Source organism: Marvinbryantia formatexigens DSM 14469, assembly GCF_025148285.1.
Lineage (GTDB): Bacteria > Bacillota > Clostridia > Lachnospirales > Lachnospiraceae > Marvinbryantia > Marvinbryantia formatexigens.
Genome location: NZ_CP102268.1, coordinates 1,528,061 through 1,550,786, shown reverse-complemented (window position 1 = coordinate 1,550,786; position 22,726 = coordinate 1,528,061). Strand labels below are relative to the sequence as shown.

Sequence of the window (22,726 nt, the reverse complement as noted above, 5' to 3'; positions counted from 1 at the left end):
ATGAAAGCGATTATGGTAATGTATGATTCTCTTAACCGTCATATGCTTGGACCCTATGGATGTCAGTGGACGCAGACGGAAAATTTTAACCGGCTGGCATGTCATACAGTGACTTTCGATAATTTCTGGATTGGCAGCATGCCGTGTATGCCAGCGCGCAGGGAATTGCATACGGGGCGATATAATTTTCTGCATCGCAGTTGGGGACCACTGGAGCCGTTTGATGATTCCATGCCTCAGATTCTGAAGGAGGCGGGGATTCATACTCATTTAGTCAGTGACCATTACCATTATTGGGAGGATGGTGGTGCTACCTATCATCAGCGATATACCACATGGGAGTGCGAGCGTGGACAGGAAGGGGATAACTGGCAGCCAATGGTAGGCTTTCGGGGGTATCCGGGTGTGACAGGGAACGTATGCGGAGAACCTAAGGACAATTGGGTGGGGCAGGATTTTGCAAACCGGACGGTGATGAGAACTGTTTCTGACCAGCCTCAGTGCCGTACTTTTCAGAAGGGACTGGAGTTTTTGAGCCTTAATCATGATAAGGATAACTGGTTTCTGCAGATTGAAACCTTTGACCCGCATGAACCGTTTTTCGTCCAGCCGGAATATAAAGATATGTTTCCGGACAGATATAGTGGTCCTTTCTGTGACTGGCCCGATTATCGTCCGGTAAATAATACGGACAGTCCGGAATTTATTGACCACATGAGAAAACAATATGCCGCGGTACTCAGACTCTGCGATGAGAATCTGGGACGGGTGCTGGATGCGATGGATGAATATGGTCTCTGGGAAGATACAATGCTGATTGTGAGTACAGACCACGGTTTTCTTCTGGCAGAACATGGTCAATGGGCGAAATGTCATTGTCCGTTCTATGCAGAGGTTGCGCACACTCCATTATTCATATGGGATCCCAGGAGCCGCAGGGCGGGGGTACGTACCGGTTGTCTTGCACAGACGATTGACTTACCGGCTACTTTACTGGAATATTTTGGACAGTCATTGCCGGAGGATATGGAAGGAAAAGCTTTACGGCCGGTTCTTGAGCAGGATGAGGCGGTGAGAGAGGGCGCTTTGTTTGGAATTTTCGGCGGACAGGTCTGCTGTACGGATGGTGATTGGGTTTATATGAGGAGCCCTCTGCCAGGCAACCAGCCGCGCCATGAGTATACCCTGATGCCCACCCGTCACGGAGGAAGGCGGGCCTTTATAGATAACGAAATACTGCGTACAATGCGTCTTCACCAGCCGTTTTCTTTTACAAAAGGAATGCCGGTACTGGAACTTGAGAGCATCGGGCACGTCTCTCAGGCGGATTATCCTACCCTTCTGTTTTGCGTCAGAGATGATGCGGATGAGCTTTATCCTGTGCAGGATTCTGACAGGGAACGCCGCATGATAAGGCTTATGAAAAAAATGATGATAGATAATGATTGCCCAAAAGAGCAGTTTGAGCGCCTTGGAATGGGAAAAATCGGAGAATAACGATGATGATGGAGGGCTGTCGCCCGGTGTGACATTCTGCGCCATGCAGCCCCTTCGATTACGCTGCGCTTCATCTCAGTGGAGGGCTGTCGCCCTATAAAATCGCAAAAATAAACGCCCAGGTGAGCAAGCTCCCCAGGAATGAAAGGAGGCAACGCCGGGGTTCCATCTCGAATCCGCTGCGCTCCTTCTCGATGGAGGGCGGTCGCCCGGTGTGACATTCTGCGCCATGCAGCCCCTTCGATTACGCTGCACTTCATCTCAGTGGAGGGCTGTCGCCCTATAAGTCTAAAAATAAAAATCGTCGGATGAGAATGCAGGCATTCTCCCCAACGATTTTATTTTTATCCTTACCCGGCTTGTAGCTTAGCCAAAGTATCTCTTCAGAAGACCAGCGAATGCTTTGCCGTGACGGGCCTCGTCGCGTGCCATTTCATGAACGGTGTCATGGATTGCATCGAGGTTTGCAGCTTTCGCGCGCTTTGCGAGGTCGAATTTACCAGCGGTTGCGCCGTTTTCTGCTTCTACTCTCATTTCGAGGTTCTTCTTGGTGCTGTCTGTTACAACTTCACCAAGGAGCTCTGCGAATTTTGCAGCGTGCTCTGCTTCTTCGTAAGCAGCTTTTTCCCAGTAAAGACCGATTTCCGGATAACCTTCTCTGTGAGCAACTCTTGCCATTGCAAGGTACATACCAACTTCGGAGCACTCTCCTGCGAAGTTTGCTCTTAAATCCTCCATAATATCTTCCGGTGCGCCCTGTGCAACGCCTACTACATGCTCAGCAGCCCAGCTCATTTCGCCTTCCTGTTTTGTAAATTTTGAAGCCGGAGCATGACATACCGGACATTCAGCCGGAGCAGCATCTCCTTCATAAACGTATCCACATACATTACAAACAAATTTAGCCATGATAATATCTCTCCTTTATATTTGATTTATTAAAAACAGTAATCATTACTGTTTTCTGTAATATAACAATACCATAAGAAATGAACCTTGTCAAGTAATCCGCGACACTTTTTTTAAATATCTTTATCGATTACGGCAGGCCGCGGCAGCCAGCCACCTGGCAAGGTTACTGTGAACGGAGTGAACAGGAACACGTCAGGCGGTTTCCAGCACACCGGCTACCGGGGGCAGGGGCATAACTCAGGAATCCGCGGTTGCCGCCAGCTTTGTGAGACCCTGCTCTGAGCGGCAGCTTTCGCATACTCCGAAGAACATGGTGGTGTAGCTTTCAATCTGTCCGCCAAAGTTTTTCTGTGCGGTGTCCATGATATAATCGATATTTTCCATTTCCAGATCAGATACACTGTGACAGCAGCGGCACACAAAATGATTGTGCGGCTGGGTGTTGTAGTCGAAGCGCTCTGCGCCGTCCCCGGTGTTGATGCGGGTAATTTCGCCAAGCTCGGAGAGCAGACCGAGGTTGCGGTACACGGTGCCAAGGCTGATATTGGGATATACCTGCCGGAGATTCTGATAAACGGTATCTGCTGTCGGGTGGTCTTTGCGCCCTGCGAGAAAATGTTTGATGGATTCTCTCTGGCGGCTATATTTTATATTTGCCATATTACCTCCAAAACAATAATAATTCCTGTTCTTATTATATAGAAATAGTGCCGTGATGTCAATGGAAATAAATGGGGAGTGGTTCACAAAAATAATAGTTTATGTTATCATAATGCAGAGAAAAGGAGGAATTGTCATGGAAAAGTTAAAAAAACATGAATTTATCACGCAGATATTCTGGGAAATTATCGGAAGCATTTGTATTGCGGCAGGAATCTATAATTTCGCGGCGCAGGCCAGGTTTCCGATGAGCGGTTTTTCCGGCATTTCTATCATTTTATACCAGCTCTGGGGCGTACCGATTGGTCTGTCCACCATTTTACTGAATGTGCCGGTAAGCATTTTGTGCTTCCGCCTTCTGGGAAAAAGCTTCTTTATCAGCTCTATGCGGTGCATGGTGATTTCGTCCATTCTGATAGACTACGTGGCGCCGCTTTTTCCGGTGTATACCGGCAGCAGGCTGCTGGCGGCGCTCTGCACAGGCGTCATTGCCGGTCTGGGCTATGCCGTTATTTATATGAAGGGTTCTTCCACCGGCGGTATGGACTTTATCATTATGGCGGTGAAAAAGAAAAAACCGCATGTGCCGGTCGGCAGGATTATATTCTTTTCGGATTTGCTGGTTGTGCTGATGGGCGGCATGATTCTGCAGGATATTGACGGAACGATTTATGGTATTATTGTGACGTTTCTGCTCTCCACGGTGGTGGATAAGCTGATGTATGGCGTGAATGCCGGAAAAATGGCGATGATAGTGACCGATTACGGGCAGCTTATCTGTGATGTGATTGACGAGACCTGCCAGCGGGGAACGACGCGGATCAACGCGGTGGGCGGATATCGGGGCGACCAGCGTCAGCTTGTGATGTGCGCATGCAGCAACAAGGAAATGTACAGCGTCCAGCAGGCGGTAAAGAAGGCGGACCCGTGTGCATTTATCATTATTGTACCATCCGATGAGGTTCATGGAGAGGGCTTCAGCCATATCCAGGTAGGCTGAAAAAACTGCGCCGTTTTTTGCAGCGGCGCAGTTTTTGTTGTCATGCATACGACAAAAACATCCAGTGAACGTTTTTTCGTTGCCAGGGTATTTCATTTTCTGTTATTTGATTACGACAGCCATTTTGCCCATACGGTTATAGATGCTCTCAAAGGATTTTGCATTTCTCCAGACAAGCCCGCTTAATGGGTCGTTAATCAGTACCTTGTTCGTTTTCTTGTTGTAGCCGCAGAGAACAACGCAGTGCTCGTAGCGGTAAAAGGTCCAGGTCTTTCCGTTTACACGGGTGGTAAAGGAAGCCTGCGGCGTCCACATATACATGGAATTCCAGACGATTACCGGCGTGTTGTTGTCGATAAAGCGGTACAGATCCTTAAACGAAATTCCGGTGAGGTCATAGGCGCGCATCGACGACTTTTTTGCCTTCAGATACTTGTTCGCCGTGGTCGTCAGACCGGGAGAATAAATGCCGCAGCCCGATGAGGAAAACGGATTGCCGGCAAAAGCGGTTACGAAATTGCTGCTGCTTCGCGGCATGTAGCTGGAGGCGATGGTCGTCTTGCCCAGATTAAAGCCGTAATACTTCAGAACCATCGTGAGCGACACCGATTCGCATCCGGTGGGAAGCTCCGGGTTCTGTTTAATGTTTTTCATCGAAATCTTTTTGACTTTGGACGAATTGGTTTTCTCCATCGGCTCCGCCGTGCGGTGCCCCTGGGAGTTTATGTAATAGGAATCCACCCATTTATTTTTTACCATGTGTCCTTTGGAGTCAAAATAATAGTAGTAGCCGCCCAGCTTTTTCCAGCGGCTGACAAGATAATCTCCCTTTTGCGGGAAATAATAGCGGTATCCCTTATAGGTCACCCAGCCGGTCTTGCGGACGCCTTTGGAATCAAAATAGTAACTGACGCCCTTGTAGCTGATGATTTTGTTTTTGGCGATATAGCCCTTGTTGGTGGCATAGTAGGTCTTTCCGCTGACCTGAAACAGCGTCTTGACGAGCATGTGCCCGTCTTTGTCAAAATAATAGGTCTGCCCTTTGATCGTGGCAAACTTATTTTTTACCATTTTACGGCTGCTGTTATAATAATAAGTATAGCCGTCTTTTGTTACCAGTCTGTTTTTCGGGTTTGCCGCCGATGCCTGTGCGGGCAGACAGAAACAGACTGCCAGCAGCATGAGTAAGAAAAGACGGAGAATGCGCGTATAATTTTTTTTATTCATGGCTATTGCCTCTGCCGTACATGGTTTTTCATCGCCTGAAAGCTTTCGTCGCTGATGACGTGCTCGATGCGGCAGGCATCCTCCGCGGCAGTTTTCGGGGAAACGCCCAGACTGGTAAGCCATTCGGTGAGCAGCGTGTGGCGCTCGTATATTTTTTCGGCGATTGCCCGGCCGGGTTCAAGCAGGGTGATATAACCGTTCTCGTCCATATGAATATAGCCGTTTTCGCGCAGGTTCTTCATGGCAACGCTGACACTTGGCTTTGAAAAGCCCATTTCTGCTACGATATCGATGGAACGGACATTTCCGATACGGTTCTGAAGAACCAGGATGGTTTCCAGATAATTTTCTGCGGATTCCAGTATTCTCATGATATTGTGTAAATTCCTTTCTAAAATACTTAAAACAGTTGCGTAACAACACGATATAGCTTCTATATTATAGTATAGCTTACCTGCCGGAAAAAGAAAAGAGAAAAGTTGCATTTCCGGCGTAAAAAAGAAGCCCGGCACGCTGACCGGACCACTTTTATACGGAAATTTTTGCGGCGCATGACCGCTTTGTTTTCCTGTGCATCAAATTGCTGCAAGCCGCTGCAGGGCCTCCTTCATGATGATAGCAATACCATGCTCGGAGAGATAACCCATAGCGCCGGCAGAGAATTTGATACTCGTGCTGTACTCGGACAGCGTGTTGCAGATGCGGTTGAACTCCTCCGGAGTGTGCGAAGAACTGCCGAGAAACAGATAATATTCTCCGGTCTCCGGGTGTTTGTACAGCGAATTCTCACCGTGATAGCTGCCTCCGAGCGCATGGGCGGCGTGGATGACGTCATCCAGGGAACCGAAGCAGTAAAGCCGGGTGATGTCCACCGCCAGCTCGGTATCTCCTGCCGGGGTTTCGGTCTGCTTTCCGTCTTCTTCGGTTTTCTGCACCATGTTCTTATGGGCTTCCCGTATTTTACGGAACAGATTCAGAATATCGTCCGCACCCTCCATCTTCAGACCGGAGAAGGAGTTCTCCGCATCTGGCGCGTCGCCTCCGGGAGCGAACTTGGCAAAACGGGTATCCAGCTCATCCGGGTCCTCCACTTTTGTAATAATCAGAATAAGAGATTCGGAAGACATGGGAATTGCTTCTATCATAATAGGAATGTCGTTCGCTTCAAAACCAAATTCATAAGCCGCCTGCTGCATCATCTCGCGGAACAGCGATTTTGCTTTTTCGCCCCCGTAGACAAGCTCAAGCAGGTTCAGATGGCGTGACGCCAAATCTTCGCGTGTCAGTGTGCAGCGTATCTGGTTGTCATTGAGCTTTTCCAGTTTCATGAAACCACTCCTCACTAATAAATGTCTATATTTACAAACACAGTATAACCTGATTTGCCGGAAATTGCAAAGGGAAAGGATGGTTTGTAGTATAAAAAAAATATAAAATAATTATTGAAAAAAACACTTGCAAAAACGACACAAAATATATATAATAACCAATAAGAGAAGATATAAAAACAAAATAGAACGAGAAAGGAGGGAAATGTCTTCTCTGGAATAAACAGTTTTCTTTTGCACGGAAATATATCACGAATGCACCGGGAAGGGAAGCTGCAGAAGAAAACAGAAAGTGAGTGAGTGCCATCGGACAGAAAAAAGAATTCATCAGCCAGGCGCAGCCCGCCAGAAACAGACAGGTGAAAAACAGCAGGCTGTACCGGGAACTGAAAAGCTACCAGGAAGCGGGTATCCAGCTCTGGCTGGATGGAAAACCAAGCACATCCTACCAGATTGCAGACTGTGTCTGCGAGCGGACCAATTATATGCGCGACTACTATGTGGATTGCCGGAATCAGGTGTGCGGCATCGGATTCGACCGGATCAGAAAAGAAAATCAGCAGGCAGTGCAGTCCCCTTGTGCAAAAAGCTTAAATAAATATGAATATTTTCTGAAAAAGTCGAAAATTGTTAGAACTAAGCACTGAGGTATGATATACTTTTATATATGATGGTGTCTGTGCAGACAGGTATGCCCGTTCAGAACGGATTTTAAGAGCAGTCCTGTGCCCCGCGCCGGCATCACTGTGCATGAAAGCTCACACGGCACTCCTGCATGGAGATGGGGCTTTCATAGTTTATACCTGGGAGGTGCAATGTATGAAAAAGAAGGCGGCGCCGCTGCTGGCTGTCGTAGTCCTGGTGGTGGTTGTGGCAGCAATCGTTTGTATAACGAATCTGGTAAAAAAGTATACTCCGACATCGGAGGTAATGGATGGAAAAGAATATTTCAGCCTGTCTTCGGACGATGAAGCGGCGATCGTAATAGGAAGGGATGTTTCTTCGTATAAGGGCATGGTATCGGGGGATGTCTGCTATGTGGATTTCGAAGCGGTAAAGGAGCAGCTGAACGACCGCTTTTACTGGGATTCCGAGGCTAATCTGATGCTGTACACCACGCCGACGGATATTATCGAGATTCCGGCGGGCGGACAGAAATATACGGCTACCGGAAAAACGGAGACGGTGTCCTACGATATCGTAAAGGTGGACGGCACGAAAACGTACCTGGCGCTGGACTTTGTACAGATGTACACCAATCTGGAATACGAGCTGTTCCACGACCCGGAGCGCATTGTTATCACAAACGAGTGGGGAGAAAAGACGCTGGCGACCATCCGCAAAAACGGAAAGCTGCGTTATCAGGGCGGTATCAAAAGCCCGATTCTCAGAGAGCTTCAGAAAAATGAGGTTGTGACGGTGCTGGAGCCGATGGAGGACTGGACAGGCGTGCTGACACAGGATGGATATTTCGGCTATATCCAGAACGACAGGCTGGTGGAGGAGCGCACGGAGACAGTGGAGCGCGAATTTGAGGAGCCGGAATACACGACCGTGGCGAAGGACTACAAAATCAATATGGTATGGCATGTGATCAGCAACACAGATGCGAATTATAATATCATATACGATATTGCCTCGGTAAAAGGCGTCAATACGATTTCGCCCACCTGGTTCTCGATTGTGTCAAATGATGGAACCCTGAGCAGTCTTGCCGACGCGGATTACGTGGATACGGCGCACCGCAACGATATGGAGGTGTGGGCGCTGGTCGACAACTTCAATACGGAGGTTGACACAACGGCGGTGCTGAAGTCTACCGAATCACGCACGAAGATAGAAAATACACTGATTGCCTCCGCGATCGAGTATGGATTTGACGGCATCAATGTGGACTTTGAGAATCTCCCGGAGGAAGCGGCGGACGGATACATACAGTTTATCCGCGAGCTGTCCGTAAAGTGCAGAAAGAACGGACTGGTGCTCTCCGTCGATGTGCCGGTGCCGATGTCGTTTAACGAGCATTACAACCGGGCGGAGCTGGGCACGGTCTGCGATTATGTCATTGTGATGGGATATGACGAGCACTATGACGGGTCGGAGGAGGCTGGTTCTGTGGCGAGTCTGTCTTTTGAAAACCAGGGCATCCTGGATACGCGCAAGGATGTTCCGGCGGAAAAGCTGATCAGCGGCATTCCGTTCTATACCAGGCTCTGGAATACAAAGACCAATGAGGACGGCACCACTACCGTCACCAGCGAGGCGCTGGGGATGGATGAGGGACAGCAGCGGCTGGAAAACAATAACGTGGAGGCCGCCTGGGATGAGACGACCGGTCAGAATTACGCGCAGTTTGAGGGCGATGACGGTTCGCTCTATCAAATCTGGCTGGAGGATGACAAATCTATCGAGGAAAAGCTGACGCTGGTGAAGGATTACGGGCTTGCCGGAGTTGCCGGATGGCGTCTCGGACTGGAGAGCGATTCCGTCTGGGATATTATCCTGAAATATGTAAGCTGAGTTTACGGCCAGGCAAAAGAAATCCGGGATGAAGATACCGGGGTCCGGGAAAATTTACTGCCTCTGCCGCATATACTTGTAACAAAGTGTGCGGCAGGGGTATTTTTATGCACAAAAAGAAAGAGATACTGGAACTGCTGATGACGGCGCTGATTCTTGTGTGCGCGTTTTATGTCGGAAGGCTCGGCGCCAGTATTACGGCGTCGGGAGAGGCAGAGAAGGAAAAAAGCGGGGAAGCGGCGTCCGGTGTGATAAACTGGGAGGACGGAACCGCGGCGCTTGAGGGGCAGCAGGAAGAGGAGAAAACCGCGGCACCGGAGGGACTGCGGCAGGCGCAGGAGCTGACAGAGCGCGGCATTACCGTGGTTTTGGATGCCGGTCACGGGGGCATCGACGCCGGAAAGGTCGGGGTGAACGGGGCGCTGGAGAAGGAGATTAATCTGGCGATTGCAAAGAAGCTTGCCGACCGTCTTGCCAAAAACGGCATCACGGCGGTGCTGACGCGGGAGAGTGATGGAGGTCTTTACGATGAGGGCGAGGCAAATAAAAAGCAGCAGGACATGAAACGGCGGTGCGCGGCAATCGATGCGCAAAGCCCGCTTCTCGCCGTCAGCATCCATCAGAACAGCTATACGGAGAGTTCGGTGAAGGGACCGCAGGTGTTTTACTATGAGAGCTCCGCTCCGGGAAAGGAGCTTGCCGCCGATTTGCAGGAAGCGCTCAATGAAATGCTGGAAATTGAAAGACCGCGGGAAATTAAAGCGAACGACAGCTATTATCTCCTGCGGAAAACGAAAAGCCCGATTGTGATTGTGGAGTGCGGTTTTCTGAGCAATCCGGAGGAAGCGGAAAAGCTGGTCACGGACGACTATCAGGAGAAGGTGGCGGAGGCGGTGTGCAGCGGGATCTTAGCCTATGTGCGGGACAACGGATGAGCCGGAGGGCGGAATGGAGAGTCCGGAAAGAGACATGGGCAGGCAGTCCGGAAAGAGGCATGGGCAGTCCGGAAAGAGACATGGACAGTCCGGAAAGGGACATGGAGAGTCCGGAAAGAGGCATGAGCAGTCCGGAAAGCTGCTCTGCCGGCGTATAAATTTCCAGAATCCGGATATCCTCTATAGCAAAGAGCGAAAGGGGGATGTTCTGATGGAACTGAAAGGCAGCAAAACAGAGAAAAACCTGCTGGAGGCGTTTGCGGGCGAAAGCATGGCGCACAGCAAATATACGTATTACGCAAACAAGGCGCGCAAGGACGGCTATCAGCAGATAGCGGCGATTTTTGAGGAAACCGCCGGAAATGAGATGGCTCATGCAAAGCAGTGGTTTAAATACATCTGCGGAGGCGAAATAGACGATACAAAAGAAAATCTGCTGGCGGCGGCAAACGGGGAAAATTTTGAATGGACGGAAATGTACAGCCGCATGGCGGTGGAAGCGTACGAGGAGGGTTTCACGGAGATCGCACGCAAATTTGAGCTGGTGGCGGCCGTGGAAAAGGAGCACGAGGAGCGCTATCGCAGGCTGCTCGCCAATGTGGAGGAGGGCATCGTATTCTCGCGGGACGGCGATATGATATGGCAGTGCAGAAAATGCGGCTTCATTCATTTTGGAAAGAAGGCGCCGGAAAAGTGCCCGGTCTGCGGGCATGAAAAAGCGTTTTTCCAGATAAAACCGGAAAATTATTAACCGGAAATAATCATAATCCTGAAATCCTTCTCATAAAATGTAGTTGGGGGCAAATGCCTGGCATTGCCCCGGATGGCATGATGTGGGAAGGATTTTTGATGTCCGGAAAACAACGGTAAAGCAGGATTTAATTATGAAAAAACGTATAGAATATATTCTGACCGGAATTCTGGTGATGCTGGTGCTCCCGTGCGCCATGATGCTTCTGCTGGATGGAAGGATGAGCGAAATCTATCGCTCGATAAAAAATGAGACGGACTACATTACGGTGAAGACGAACAGCGGAGCACTGGAAATGGAGCTGGAGGAGTACGTTATCGGAGTGACGGCGGCGCAGATACCGGCGGGATACGACCTGGAGGCGGTAAAGGCGCAGATGGTCGCGGCAAGAACCAATCTGTACCGCCAGATAGAAGCGGACGGAAAGGTGGAGAGCGGGGCATATCTGACCATGACGGAGCTGGAGCGCATGGGCTCTGCGGAAAAATTTCTGCGGGCACAGCGGGAGACGCGGGGACAGGTTCTGGAATGGGAGGGCAGACCGATTCTGGCTTCCTTTCATGCGTGCAGTGCAGGAAACACACGCGATGCGAAGGAGGTGCTCCGCACGGAGGAATATCCTTATCTGGTGTCGAAGGTCTGCCCCTCGGACACGGGCGCGGCGGATGCCGAAACTACGCTTCAGATTGACAGCTCCTGGGCGGACATGCAGATAACCGAGCGCGACAGCACCGGGTATGTACTGCAGATTTCCCTGGACGGGAAAACCATGTCCGGCGAAGAATTCCGCAATCTGCTGGGGCTGCCGTCTGCAAACTTCGAAGTAAGCACGACCGGCGGGGAAACCTGGCTGACAGTACACGGCATCGGTCATGGTCTTGGAATGAGCCAGTACACCGCGCAGCAGATGGCGCTCACCGGAAAAGATTATAAAGAGATACTCGCGTACTTTTATCCGGGCACGGATTTGATAAAATACTGAAAGATTATGATGCGGAAATTTCACGCGCCATAAAATTTCATGCCGTTGCAGCTGAAATCTCCCGGATTCTTTTTGTATAAATCCCTCATTTATGGAAATGATATGGGTAGAACCATAATGAACATAATATGAGGTGACAGATATGCGAAAAGAAAATCTATTACGTATTTTGAAGAACAAGGGAACTCTGGGTGTGCTGACACTCTGCCTCGTGGGCGCGGTGGCGTTTGCCACGTACCGGGCTGGCTATGACAGCAGCAGCGGGGTACAGCCGGACGCGGCGGTGACGCAGGAGAGCGAAACGACGGCGGCGGACCTGGAAGCGGCGGGCGCTGATGTGGTAGCGGAGCTGCCCCAGGTGAACGATTATACGGCAGCGAATGAAAAGGATGTGGACCCGGCATCGCTGGCGGTGCCGGAAGAGGAAGAGACGGAGGAGGCGCAGGAGGAACCGGCAGCGGACGTCAGTTCTCCCTCAGCGACGGCAGTTCTGCAGCCGACCGTCAATTTTCAGGACGATTCGCTGCTTGCCTGGCCCGCAGCCGGCACCGTACTGATGGACTATAATATGAACAATACCGTTTATTTTAAGACGCTCAACCAGTACAAGTATAATCCGGCGCTTATCATCAGCAGCGAAGCGGGCAATCCGGTAGTAGCGTCCGCGAAAGGCATTGTGGAATCCATCGGCGTAAACGAGGAGACCGGAACCACGCTGAAGCTGAATCTGGGGAATAATTACAGCCTGGTTTACGGGCAGCTCAAAGAGCTGGCGGTATCCGAGGGCGATGTGGTGGAGCAGGGACAACTTCTCGGCTATGTGAGCGAGCCGACCAGGTACTACTGCGAGGAAGGAAGCAATCTGTATTTTCAGATGCAAAAAGACGGGCAGCCGGTCGACCCGTATCTGTATCTGGAATAAAAAGACCATCCGGGACGGTGGAAGACGAAGCGAAGAAGGGCGGCGTAGCCGGGAGGCTATGCCGTCTTTGCTGTCATGTATCCGAAGAGAGCTGCCGGCAGCAGCTCCTGCAGGTGCGGTACATACACAGACATATGGTCGACAATGTTGTAAATTGTCGTAATTAAAAGAGAAATGAGCAGCAAAAAAGCGGGTGATGGGAATCGAACCCACGTATCCAGCTTGGAAGGCTGGTGTTCTACCATTGAACTACACCCGCAGAAAATATAAATTGTAAGGTTATGATGCGCCGCTGCACATGCATAATGCCCAGAACCGGAATCGAACCAGTGACACGAGGATTTTCAGTCCTCTGCTCTACCAACTGAGCTATCTGGGCAGATAAGAAAGATGCGAGACCGGATGGATACAGCTTTTGTTCCATCACTCCTGCAACAACAGAAATTATATAGTATCTTCGGACGGATGTCAAGAAAAACTTCGAAAAAGATTTCTGCTTAAAAATCTATGAAATTTTGATAAAAAACTGTGGAAAAAAAGAATTGCTTTTTTTTTGAAAATGATTATAATGACGTCGAAGAGGTGTATTTATGAAGAGACCGACGTTAAGAAGATGGATGTGCCGTCTGCTCCTTGTGATGGTGTTTTTCTCCGGGATATTCCAGGGGGAAGCGGAGGCGCATTCCTTTATCACAGATATGAAGCAGGAAACATACACCAAGCGGATCTGCCGGAGAGTGCACCGGCTGGTTGACTGGGAGGTCTGCACGGAAGAGCAGCTGGGCAATGAGGCGCCCGACGCCCATATACAGAGGGCGGCCCGCAGCCGCAGGGTGGCGGAAAGCAGGGATATTCTGAATCTGGGTAAGGAATATCCGTACTGTCCCCTGATGCTGCTGGAGCGACGCAGCGCAGAATATATGCAGGAAAATTCCGGGCGGGGCATCGCCGTCTGCTATGCCCACCGGCAGGACGGAAAAAAGAATATCCTCTGTATTTCCGGACAGGAAACGGACTGTTTCCTGGAAAACTAGAAATTTAACAGAGGAGGAAAAAGTTTATGGTAACACAAATCGTAGCTGTTATAATCTTTATCGCGATGTTCGCGTTGATTGTATCAGAAAAGATAGAGCGTCACCTGGCATCGCTGGGATGCGGTCTGCTGATGATCGTGCTGGTATTCGGCGTCTGCATGCACAGCGGCTCGGCGGTGATCGAAACGCTCAATATAGGCAGCATCTTCACGCCGGGCTTCTGGTATTCCGCGGGAGAGGCGTCTGAGAGCTCGGCGGGAATCAACTGGGAGACCATTTTCTTTATCGCCGGTATGATGATTATGGTAGAGGGAATGGGAAGAGCCGGATTTTTCCGCTGGCTCTGCCTGTGCATCGCAAGACTGGTAAAATACAAAGCGGTGCCGATTTTCATCACCTTTATGATTATGTCCTTCGGACTGGCAATGTTTATCGACAGCATCACCGTTATTCTGTTTCTGGCGGCTGTTACGGTAGAGCTGGCGCGGCTTCTGAAGTTTAATCCGGTTCCGGTTATTCTGGCGGAGATTTTCTGCGCGAACCTGGGAGGCTCGGCAACCATGTGCGGAGACCCGCCCAACATCATCATCGGAACCTCGCTGGGCTATACCTTCGGCGATTTCATCACAAACACCGGTGTGATCGCGCTGATCTGCCTGGTTTTCGTTATTATTTATTTCTACCTGTGCTTCCATAAGGAGCTGGGCAGCGGGCAGGCGGAGGTGCCGGCGACCGGTCTGGACCCGAAGGATGCCATCGAGAACAAAAGAGATTTTGCTATCAGCTGCATCATTTTTGCAGTTACTGTCGTTCTGCTGGTAACACATGCGCAGACCGGACTTACCGTTTCCACGATCGGTACGGTCATCGGAATCGTTACGCTGCTGACAGCGGGCAGGGACGCTGTGGTATTGCTGAAAAAGGTGGATTATAAAACGCTGCTGTTCTTTATCGGACTGTTTGTGGTAGTAGGCGGTCTGGAGCAGACCGGTATTCTGGAAATCATCGCCGGATTTATCGCAAGCGTCAGCGAGGGCAACGTAATGCTGATGATTGCTATCGTACTGTGGATTTCCGCGATTGCCAGCGCATTCGTGGACAATATCCCGTTTGCGGCGACCATGATACCAATTATCAAGAGCCTGGCGGCTTCGCAGGGCGTGGCGCTGCCGGTGCTGGCGTGGACGCTGGCGATCGGAACCGATATCGGAGGAAGCGCAACACCGATCGGAGCTTCCGCAAACGTTGTCGGCATTTCCGTTGCGGCGAAAAACGGTCACATGATTGGCTGGGGCAAATACTGTAAGTATATGGCGCCTGCCATGATTATTGTGGTGCTGATTGCGATGGCGTGCATTTATCTGCGTTATCTGTAGGAGGTGAGCGTATGGAAAAACAACTGATTATCTCCGTTGGCCGTGAATTTGGCAGCGGCGGTCATGTGATTGCTGAGGATCTGGCGGGCAGATTCAACCTGCCGCTGTATGACTACAATCTTCTGGAGCACATCGCGGAAGAGAAGGATGTTGCGCATGAGGGTCTGAAGAAGTACGATGAAAAGCCGAAGTCAAAGCTTTTCTCCAGAACGGTGCGCGGCCATTCCAACTCCATCCAGGAGCACGTTGCGCAGATGCAGTTTGATTATCTCAGACAGATGGCGAATGAGGGAAAATCCTTCGTGGTCGTCGGGCGCTGCGCGGAGTACATTTTAAAGGGAAATCCCGGTCTTGTGACAATCTTTATTCTGGGCGATAAGGACTGCAAGGTGAAGCGCGTGATGGAAAAATACGGTCTGTCCGAGCGCGAAGCGCAGCAGATGTGCAAGAAAGAGGACTGGGAGAGAAAGTATTATCACAATTATTTCTGTCCGGGACAGTGGGGCGATTCCAGAAATTATGATCTGTCGGTAAACAGCAGCCGTCTCGGTCTGGAAAAAACTGCTGATATGCTGGAAAGATTTATCAGAACAAAGATGCAATTATAGAAAAAATGTGTTATAATAATGGCTAGACGAGCCGGAGCAGCGGTGCTGCTTTCGGACATGCCAGAAAGCGGCGCCTCGCGGGCGCCGTTTTTGTTTCACGGGAAAAGGGCGGACTGTCCGTGTGGGACAAAGAATGATACCGGGCGGACGCCCGGACAACCGCGGGAATTTAAGAAGGCAGGGGGAAATACTTATGGGAGAACAACTGATTATTTCAGTGGGAAGGGAATTCGGAAGCGGCGGACATGTGATTGCGGAAGCACTTGCAGAGCGCTTTGGGCTTCCGCTGTACGACCACAATCTTCTGGATGAGATTGCAGAAGGAAAAAATGTTGACGGGGAGAGCTTGAAAAAGTACGATGAAAAGCACAAAAAGAAGCTTTTCTCCAGAACGGTGCGCGGTCACTCCAATTCTATGGAGGATCATGTGGCAAATATGCAGTTTGAATTTCTGCAGAACATGGCGGAGGAGGGAAAATCCTTCGTGGTAGTCGGACGCTGCGCGGAGACAAAGCTGCGGAAATATCCGGCGCTCGTCTCGATTTTTGTGCTGGGAGACGAGCAGTGCAAGGTGCAGCGCGTCATGGAGCGCTATCATCTTTCGGAGGATGCTGCGCGGCAGAAAATGAAAAAATCGGACTGGTACCGGAAGCGTTATCACAATTATCACTGTGAAGGTAAATGGGGCGATTCCAGAAATTATGATTTCTCTATCAACAGCAGCCGCCTCGGTCTGGAAAAGACGGTTGATTTTCTGGAGGACTATATAAAAGAGCGACAAAAAGCTTGACTTTAAAGGATACTTACGGTATTATATTTGCGAATATTGGTTCAGATGACAGAAGCCCGGATTTCCGGGAGGATTGCAGGAGCAATCCGTGAACCAGGGACATGTCACATGCCATGACGAAGACAGTACATCTGTCGCGAACGCCTCAGCGAGCCGGAGAGGGTGTGAGCCCGGCGCCAGTAACACAGATGGAATATCCCTTCCGAGCAGCGGGACTGAAAGCGCGGTGGCGCAAGTAAATCCCGACGGTTTTCCGCCGTTAAAGGGAACACATATCAATGATTGTCTGCGGAAGGCGGACAGTGATGCGTATGGCAGTAGAATGTAACAGGTGGTACAGCGAGACCCTCGTCCTTTTACGGACGGGGGTTTTTTAGTTGCCAGGCATCCGGAGAAAGCTGCCGGTGGCAGGTTCTGCAGGTTCCTGTGGGAAACGAACCAGGCAGCCGCACTTGTGCGGATATTGGGCGGTGCTGTGTGCCGGTGGCACACGCCTGGCACCGGCTAAAGCGGAGCGCAGCCGCCTCAGAAAAGAAAGGAGAGCATTTATGTACGACAAAGTCTCAACAAACTTAAATTTTGTGGAGCGCGAGAAGAATGTGAAAAAGTTCTGGGAAGAGAACCACATCTTCGAAAAAAGTATGGAAAATCGCAAGGAAGGACCGACGTATACTTTTTACGACGGACCGCCCACGGCGAACGGAAAGCCGCACATCGGCCATGTGCTGACCCGTGTTATCAAGGATATGATTCCCAGATACCGCACGATGAAGGGCTACATGGTTCCGCGCAAGGCGGGCTGGGATACCCACGGACTGCCGGTGGAGCTGGAGGTGGAAAAGCAGCTCGGTCTGGACGGTAAAGACCAGATTGAGGAGTATGGTCTGGTTCCGTTTATCGACAAGTGCAAGGAGAGCGTCTGGAAATATAAAGGCATGTGGGAGGATTTCTCCGGCACAGTCGGCTTCTGGGCGGATATGGAACATCCGTATGTCACATATCATGATGATTATATCGAATCCGAGTGGTGGGCGCTGAAGCAGATCTGGGAAAAGGGACTTTTGTACAAAGGCTTTAAGATCGTGCCGTACTGCCCGCGCTGCGGTACCCCGCTGTCGGCGCAGGAGGTGGCGCAGGGCTACAAGGATGTAAAAGAGCGCTCCGCCATCGTCCGCTTTAAAGTGAAGGACGAGGACGCTTACATTCTGGCATGGACCACCACGCCGTGGACACTGCCGTCCAACCTTGGTCTCTGCGTAAATCCGGTTGAAGAATATGTAAAAGTCAAAATGAAAGAGGACGGGCGCGTTTATTATATGGCGCACGCGCTCTGCGATAAGGTGCTCGGCGAGGACGCCTACGACGTTCTGGAGACATACGTTGGAAAGGACCTGGAATATAAGGAGTACGAGCCGCTCTATGAGTGCGCCGCCGTACATGCGGAAAAGCAGCATAAGAAAGCGTTTTATGTGACATGTGACAGCTACGTAACGCTGACCGACGGTACCGGCGTGGTTCATATCGCTCCGGCATTCGGTGAAGACGACGCCAAGGTGGGACGCAAATACGATTTCCCGTTCGTGCAGCTTGTGGACGGCAAAGGAAATCTTACGGAGGATACGCCGTTCGGCGGTATTTTCGTGAAGAAAGCGGACCCGCTTGTACTCAAAGACCTGGACGAGAGAGGACTGCTGTTTGACGCGCCGAAATTTGAGCACAGCTACCCGCACTGCTGGCGCTGCGACACGCCGCTTATCTATTATGCGCGCGAATCCTGGTTTATTAAGATGACCGCGGTAAAAGAGGACCTGATCCGCAACAACAATACCATCAACTGGATTCCGGAGAGCATCGGAAAAGGACGCTTCGGTGACTGGCTGGAGAATGTGCAGGACTGGGGCATTTCCAGAAACCGCTACTGGGGCACGCCGCTCAACATCTGGGAGTGTGAGTGCGGACATCAGCATTCCATCGGCAGCCGCCAGGAATTATATGACCTGAGCGGAAACGAGGCGGCAAAGACGGTCGAGCTGCACCGCCCGTATATCGACGAAATTACCATCACCTGTCCGGAGTGCGGAGGGCAGATGCACCGCGTGCCGGAGGTAATCGACTGCTGGTTTGATTCCGGCGCGATGCCGTTTGCGCAGCATCATTTCCCGTTTGAAAACCAGGATGTGTTTAAAAAGCAGTTCCCGGCGCAGTTTATTTCCGAGGCGGTCGACCAGACCCGCGGCTGGTTCTATTCCCTGCTGGCGGAATCGACGCTGCTTTTCAACAAAGCGCCGTATGAGAATGTTATCGTGCTCGGACATGTGCAGGACGAGAACGGACAGAAGATGAGCAAATCCAAAGGAAATGCGGTCGACCCGTTTGAGGCGCTGGAAACCTACGGCGCGGACGCTATCCGCTGGTATTTCTATATCAACAGCGCGCCGTGGCTGCCGAACCGCTTCCACGGAAAAGCGGTGCAGGAGGGACAGCGCAAGTTTATGGGCACCCTCTGGAACACCTATGCATTTTTCGTGCTGTATGCGAACATTGATAATTTTGACGCGACAAAATATACACTGGACTACGATAAGCTGCCGGTAATGGATAAGTGGCTGCTGTCCAAGATGAACACCATGATTCAGAGCGTGGACAATCATCTGGAGAATTACCGTATCCCGGAGGCGGCGAGAGCGCTGCAGGATTTTGTGGATGATATGAGCAACTGGTACGTGCGCCGCAGCCGTGAGCGCTTCTGGGCGAAAGGTATGGAGCAGGATAAGATCAACGCTTATATGACGCTCTACACCGCTCTGGTGAACGTGGCGAAGGCGGCGGCTCCGATGATCCCGTTTATGACCGAGGATATCTACCGCAATCTGGTATGCAGCATCGACAAGAGCGCTCCGGAGAGCGTGCATCTGTGCGATTTCCCGACCGTAGACGAGGCGCATATCGATAAAGAGCTGGAAGCAAATATGGACGAGGTGCTGAAAATCGTTGTGATGGGACGCGCAGCAAGAAACGCGGCAAATATCAAAAACCGTCAGCCGGTTGCAAATATGCTTGTGAAGGCGCCGAAGGAGCTGGATTCCTACTTCACAGAGATTATCCGCGACGAGCTGAACACCAAGAAAGTTACCTTTACAGAGGATGCGGGAAGCTATGTTTCTTACAATTTCAAGCCGCAGCTTAAGACCGTGGGACCGAAATACGGCAAGCTGCTGGGCGGTATCCGTCAGGCGCTCGCAGATCTGGACGGCCGCGCGGCAATGGCGGAACTGAAGCAGGACGGCGCGCTCCATCTTGACATCAACGGGCAGGATGTTGTATTATTAGAAGACGACCTGCTTATTGAGACTGCCCAGACAGAGGGCTATGTGACAGAGCAGGACGGAGATATTACGGTTGTTCTGGATACGACGCTCACGCCGGAGCTGATTGAGGAGGGCTTCGTCCGCGAGCTTGTCAGCAAGATCCAGACGATGCGTAAGGAAGCCGGCTTTGAGGTGACGGACAGAATCGTCATTTATGCGATGGGCAATGAAAAAATTGAAGGTATCCTGAAGGCCCACACGGAGGAAATCCGTTCGGAAGTGCTGGCGGACGACATTGTATACGGCGCCGCAGAGGGTTACGTAAAAGAATGGAATATCAACGGGGAAAAAGTGACCCTGGCAGTCGAAAAACAGTAACGGATAGCAGACGGAAGGAGAAACAATGAGCAAAAAGTTTAACAAAAAAGAGTTCATTAATGATGTAAAGGCAAATGTAAGAGCGCTTTACCGCAGAAATCTGGATGAAGCTACGCAGCAGCAGATTTTCCAGGCGGTGTCTTACACAGTGAAGGATACCATTATCGATAACTGGCTCGCCACACAGGAGCAGTACGAGAAGGACGACCCGAAGTACGTGTACTATATGTCGATGGAGTTTCTGATGGGACGCGCGCTCGGCAACAACCTCATCAATCTGACAGAGTATGAGGATGTAAAAGAGGCGCTGGCGGAGATCGGTTTCGACCTGAATGTCATCGAGGACCAGGAACCGGATGCGGCACTTGGAAACGGCGGTCTCGGACGTCTTGCGGCATGCTTCCTGGATTCTCTGGCAACCCTTGGCTACCCGGCATACGGCTGCGGTATCCGTTACCGTTACGGTATGTTTAAACAGAAAATTGAGGACGGCTACCAGGTGGAGGTGCCGGACAACTGGTTAAAGGATGGCAACCCGTTTGAGCTGCGCCGTCCGGAGTACGCGAAGGAAGTAAAATTCGGCGGTTATGTGCGCGTGGTATACGACGAAAAGACCGGCCGCAATCATTTCGTGCAGGAGGGCTATCAGGTGGTGCGCGCGGTACCGTATGATTTCCCAATCGTCGGATACAACAACCGCGTGGTAAACACTCTGCGTGTCTGGGACGCGGAGGCGGTCAGCGAATTCCAGCTTGATTCCTTTGACAAGGGCGACTACCGCAAGGCGGTGGAGCAGGAAAACCTTGCCCGCAATATCGTAGAGGTGCTTTATCCGAACGATAACCATTATGCAGGAAAGGAGCTGCGTCTGAAACAGCAGTATTTCTTTATTTCTGCGAGCGTACAGGCGGCAGTCAGCAAATATAAGAAGAAACACAGCGATATCCGCAAGTTCTATGAGAAGGCGACCTTCCAGCTCAACGATACGCATCCGACAGTAGCGGTTGCGGAGCTGATGCGTATCCTGATCGACGAGGAAGGACTTACCTGGGAAGAGGCGTGGGATGTTACCACGAAGACCTGCGCTTACACGAACCACACCATCATGGCAGAGGCTCTGGAGAAATGGCCGATCGAGCTGTTCTCCCGTCTGCTTCCGCGTATTTATCAGATTATCGAGGAGATTAACCGCCGTTTTGTAGCGGAAATCGAGGCGAGATATCCGGGCAACTTTGAAAAGGTGCGCAAGATGGCGATCATCTTCGACGGACAGGTGAAGATGGCGCATCTGGCGATCGCGGCAGGCTATTCCGTAAACGGCGTGGCGGAGCTGCACACCGAGATTCTGAAAAAGCAGGAGCTGAAGGATTTCTACGAGATGATGCCGGAGAAGTTCAACAACAAGACAAACGGTATCACACAGAGACGTTTCCTGCTTCACGGCAATCCGCTGCTGGCTGCCTGGGTGACAGACCACATCGGCGACGAGTGGATCACAGACCTGCCGCAGATTGCAAAGCTGAAGGTGTATGCGGACGACAGAAAGGCGCAGCAGGAGTTCATGAACATCAAGTATCAGAACAAGGTGCGTCTGGCAAAATATATCCGGGAGCACAATGGCATAGAGGTAGACCCGCGCTCCATTTTTGATGTACAGGTAAAGAGACTGCATGAGTACAAGAGACAGCTTCTCAATATCCTGCATGTCATGTATCTGTACAACCAGATCAAAGACCATCCGGAAATGGATTTCTATCCGAGAACTTTTATCTTCGGTGCGAAGGCGGCGGCAGGCTATCGCCGTGCGAAGCTGACCATCAAGCTGATTAACTCGGTGGCGGATGTGATTAATAACGACGCATCCATCAAAAACAAGCTGAAGGTGGTATTTATTGAGGATTACCGCGTATCCAATGCGGAGCTGATTTTCGCGGCTGCCGATGTTTCTGAGCAGATCTCCACTGCTTCCAAGGAAGCTTCCGGTACCGGAAACATGAAGTTCATGCTGAACGGCGCTCCGACGCTGGGAACGATGGATGGCGCAAATGTGGAAATCGTGAAGGAAGTTGGCGAGGAGAACGCCTTTATCTTCGGTCTCTCCGCGGATGAGGTCATCAATTACGAGAACAATGGCGGTTACTATCCGGAAAATATCTTCAACAGCGACCAGGATATCCGCCGCGTGCTGATGCAGCTTATCAACGGCACCTATGCGCCGAATGACCCGGAAATGTTCCGCGATATTTACGATTCCCTGCTCAACACCAAGAGCAGCGACCGCGCAGATACGTACTTCATTCTGGCGGACTTCAAGTCCTACGCGGAAGCGCAGAGACGCGTGGAGGAAGCTTACCGCGACGAGGCGCGCTGGGCAAAGATGGCGATGCTCAACACCGCATGCAGCGGCAAATTTACCTCCGACAGAACCATCCAGCAGTATGTGGATGAAATCTGGCACCTGGACAAAGAGGTAATTGAAGCGTAAAAAACAGTGCATT

At 51.0% G+C, this 22,726-nt stretch carries 19 protein-coding genes and 2 tRNA genes; 14 read left to right on the top strand and 7 right to left on the bottom strand.

What is annotated here, in order from left to right:
- Positions 1-1,497 carry a sulfatase gene (locus NQ534_RS07580; RefSeq protein ID WP_006863201.1) on the top strand — a complete coding sequence of 499 codons (1,497 nt, stop codon included), beginning with the start codon at positions 1-3 and terminating at the stop codon, positions 1,495-1,497.
- Positions 1,498-1,863: 366 nt separating this feature from the next.
- Here the strand turns inward: NQ534_RS07580 and NQ534_RS07575 are convergent, their stop codons facing one another.
- Entirely contained in the window at positions 1,864-2,406 is a 543-nt protein-coding gene (locus tag NQ534_RS07575; RefSeq protein WP_040784386.1) for an NADH peroxidase, read from the bottom strand.
- A gap of 240 nt (positions 2,407-2,646) precedes the next feature.
- Positions 2,647-3,069 (bottom strand): Fur family transcriptional regulator, encoded by a 423-nt coding sequence (locus NQ534_RS07570; RefSeq protein WP_040784389.1) that lies wholly within the window; start codon positions 3,067-3,069, stop codon positions 2,647-2,649.
- A 136-nt stretch (positions 3,070-3,205) separates the two neighbouring features.
- On the opposite strand from NQ534_RS07570, the gene NQ534_RS07565 reads away from it, so the two are divergent.
- Entirely contained in the window at positions 3,206-4,069 is an 864-nt protein-coding gene (locus tag NQ534_RS07565) for a YitT family protein (protein ID WP_040784392.1), read from the top strand.
- Between the two features lie 102 nt (positions 4,070-4,171).
- On the opposite strand, the gene NQ534_RS07560 is transcribed toward NQ534_RS07565, so the two are convergent.
- The 3 genes from NQ534_RS07560 to NQ534_RS07550 all read right to left on the bottom strand — a co-directional run bounded on the left by NQ534_RS07560 (position 4,172) and on the right by NQ534_RS07550 (position 6,624).
- The gene (locus NQ534_RS07560) at positions 4,172-5,296 is read right to left on the bottom strand and encodes a C39 family peptidase (RefSeq protein ID WP_006863207.1); all 1,125 of its coding nucleotides are present in this window, start codon (positions 5,294-5,296) and stop codon (positions 4,172-4,174) included.
- Between the two features lie 2 nt (positions 5,297-5,298).
- On the bottom strand, positions 5,299-5,667 hold the full coding sequence (locus tag NQ534_RS07555) for a metal-dependent transcriptional regulator (RefSeq protein ID WP_040784394.1): 369 nt from the start codon (positions 5,665-5,667) through the stop codon (positions 5,299-5,301).
- A gap of 204 nt (positions 5,668-5,871) precedes the next feature.
- Positions 5,872-6,624, bottom strand: a complete 753-nt coding sequence (locus tag NQ534_RS07550) for an adaptor protein MecA (protein ID WP_006863210.1) — start codon at positions 6,622-6,624, stop codon at positions 5,872-5,874.
- Positions 6,625-6,920: 296 nt separating this feature from the next.
- On the opposite strand from NQ534_RS07550, the gene NQ534_RS07545 reads away from it, so the two are divergent.
- The 6 genes from NQ534_RS07545 (at position 6,921) to NQ534_RS07520 (ending at position 12,734) form a co-directional block, all read left to right on the top strand.
- The gene (locus NQ534_RS07545) at positions 6,921-7,271 is read left to right on the top strand and encodes a hypothetical protein (RefSeq protein ID WP_006863212.1); all 351 of its coding nucleotides are present in this window, start codon (positions 6,921-6,923) and stop codon (positions 7,269-7,271) included.
- 172 nt (positions 7,272-7,443) lie between these two features.
- Entirely contained in the window at positions 7,444-9,144 is a 1,701-nt protein-coding gene (locus tag NQ534_RS07540) for a glycosyl hydrolase family 18 protein (protein WP_040784398.1), read from the top strand.
- Positions 9,145-9,251: 107 nt separating this feature from the next.
- Positions 9,252-10,079, top strand: coding sequence for an N-acetylmuramoyl-L-alanine amidase (locus NQ534_RS07535; protein ID WP_006863214.1), 828 nt, complete (start codon positions 9,252-9,254; stop codon positions 10,077-10,079).
- A gap of 211 nt (positions 10,080-10,290) precedes the next feature.
- Entirely contained in the window at positions 10,291-10,830 is a 540-nt protein-coding gene (rbr, locus tag NQ534_RS07530; RefSeq protein WP_278183809.1) for a rubrerythrin, read from the top strand.
- A 133-nt stretch (positions 10,831-10,963) separates the two neighbouring features.
- A complete protein-coding gene (locus tag NQ534_RS07525) occupies positions 10,964-11,812 on the top strand; it encodes a SpoIID/LytB domain-containing protein (RefSeq protein WP_143115765.1) in 849 nt (282 codons plus the stop codon).
- Between the two features lie 142 nt (positions 11,813-11,954).
- Positions 11,955-12,734, top strand: a complete 780-nt coding sequence (locus NQ534_RS07520; RefSeq protein ID WP_006863217.1) for a M23 family metallopeptidase — start codon at positions 11,955-11,957, stop codon at positions 12,732-12,734.
- A gap of 188 nt (positions 12,735-12,922) precedes the next feature.
- On the opposite strand, the gene NQ534_RS07515 is transcribed toward NQ534_RS07520, so the two are convergent.
- Both NQ534_RS07515 and NQ534_RS07510 read right to left on the bottom strand, forming a co-directional pair.
- Positions 12,923-12,993, bottom strand: a tRNA-Gly gene (locus tag NQ534_RS07515).
- A 47-nt stretch (positions 12,994-13,040) separates the two neighbouring features.
- Positions 13,041-13,113 (bottom strand) — tRNA-Phe (locus NQ534_RS07510).
- A gap of 211 nt (positions 13,114-13,324) precedes the next feature.
- Here NQ534_RS07510 and NQ534_RS07505 point away from each other — a divergent pair.
- The 6 genes from NQ534_RS07505 to NQ534_RS07480 all read left to right on the top strand — a co-directional run bounded on the left by NQ534_RS07505 (position 13,325) and on the right by NQ534_RS07480 (position 22,713).
- A complete protein-coding gene (locus NQ534_RS07505; protein ID WP_040784403.1) occupies positions 13,325-13,768 on the top strand; it encodes a hypothetical protein in 444 nt (147 codons plus the stop codon).
- A gap of 26 nt (positions 13,769-13,794) precedes the next feature.
- Positions 13,795-15,144, top strand: coding sequence for an ArsB/NhaD family transporter (locus tag NQ534_RS07500; RefSeq protein ID WP_006863220.1), 1,350 nt, complete (start codon positions 13,795-13,797; stop codon positions 15,142-15,144).
- Positions 15,145-15,155: 11 nt separating this feature from the next.
- A complete protein-coding gene (locus NQ534_RS07495; protein WP_006863221.1) occupies positions 15,156-15,752 on the top strand; it encodes a cytidylate kinase-like family protein in 597 nt (198 codons plus the stop codon).
- A gap of 193 nt (positions 15,753-15,945) precedes the next feature.
- Complete coding sequence (locus NQ534_RS07490; protein WP_040784445.1) at positions 15,946-16,542, top strand: cytidylate kinase-like family protein; 597 nt, start codon at positions 15,946-15,948, stop codon at positions 16,540-16,542.
- A 548-nt stretch (positions 16,543-17,090) separates the two neighbouring features.
- Entirely contained in the window at positions 17,091-20,228 is a 3,138-nt protein-coding gene (gene ileS / locus NQ534_RS07485; protein ID WP_006863224.1) for an isoleucine--tRNA ligase, read from the top strand.
- Positions 20,229-20,253: 25 nt separating this feature from the next.
- Complete coding sequence (locus tag NQ534_RS07480) at positions 20,254-22,713, top strand: glycogen/starch/alpha-glucan phosphorylase (protein WP_006863225.1); 2,460 nt, start codon at positions 20,254-20,256, stop codon at positions 22,711-22,713.
- The last annotated feature ends 13 nt before the right edge of the window (positions 22,714-22,726 follow it).

Bases quoted from the DNA above. Each gene is read 5' to 3' on its own strand.
- NQ534_RS07480 (WP_006863225.1), top strand. From the start codon at position 20,254: ATGAGCAAAAAGTTTAACAAAAAAGAGTTCATTAATGATGTAAAGGCA.
- NQ534_RS07500 (WP_006863220.1), top strand. From the start codon at position 13,795: ATGGTAACACAAATCGTAGCTGTTATAATCTTTATCGCGATGTTCGCG.
- NQ534_RS07575 (WP_040784386.1), bottom strand. From the start codon at position 2,406: ATGGCTAAATTTGTTTGTAATGTATGTGGATACGTTTATGAAGGAGAT.
- NQ534_RS07540 (WP_040784398.1), top strand. From the start codon at position 7,444: ATGAAAAAGAAGGCGGCGCCGCTGCTGGCTGTCGTAGTCCTGGTGGTG.
- ileS (WP_006863224.1), top strand. From the start codon at position 17,091: ATGTACGACAAAGTCTCAACAAACTTAAATTTTGTGGAGCGCGAGAAG.
- NQ534_RS07565 (WP_040784392.1), top strand. From the start codon at position 3,206: ATGGAAAAGTTAAAAAAACATGAATTTATCACGCAGATATTCTGGGAA.
- NQ534_RS07525 (WP_143115765.1), top strand. From the start codon at position 10,964: ATGAAAAAACGTATAGAATATATTCTGACCGGAATTCTGGTGATGCTG.
- NQ534_RS07550 (WP_006863210.1), bottom strand. From the start codon at position 6,624: ATGAAACTGGAAAAGCTCAATGACAACCAGATACGCTGCACACTGACA.
- NQ534_RS07490 (WP_040784445.1), top strand. From the start codon at position 15,946: ATGGGAGAACAACTGATTATTTCAGTGGGAAGGGAATTCGGAAGCGGC.
- NQ534_RS07505 (WP_040784403.1), top strand. From the start codon at position 13,325: ATGAAGAGACCGACGTTAAGAAGATGGATGTGCCGTCTGCTCCTTGTG.
- NQ534_RS07570 (WP_040784389.1), bottom strand. From the start codon at position 3,069: ATGGCAAATATAAAATATAGCCGCCAGAGAGAATCCATCAAACATTTT.
- NQ534_RS07555 (WP_040784394.1), bottom strand. From the start codon at position 5,667: ATGAGAATACTGGAATCCGCAGAAAATTATCTGGAAACCATCCTGGTT.
- NQ534_RS07560 (WP_006863207.1), bottom strand. From the start codon at position 5,296: ATGAATAAAAAAAATTATACGCGCATTCTCCGTCTTTTCTTACTCATG.
- NQ534_RS07535 (WP_006863214.1), top strand. From the start codon at position 9,252: ATGCACAAAAAGAAAGAGATACTGGAACTGCTGATGACGGCGCTGATT.
- NQ534_RS07495 (WP_006863221.1), top strand. From the start codon at position 15,156: ATGGAAAAACAACTGATTATCTCCGTTGGCCGTGAATTTGGCAGCGGC.
- NQ534_RS07580 (WP_006863201.1), top strand. From the start codon at position 1: ATGAAAGCGATTATGGTAATGTATGATTCTCTTAACCGTCATATGCTT.
- rbr (WP_278183809.1), top strand. From the start codon at position 10,291: ATGGAACTGAAAGGCAGCAAAACAGAGAAAAACCTGCTGGAGGCGTTT.
- NQ534_RS07520 (WP_006863217.1), top strand. From the start codon at position 11,955: ATGCGAAAAGAAAATCTATTACGTATTTTGAAGAACAAGGGAACTCTG.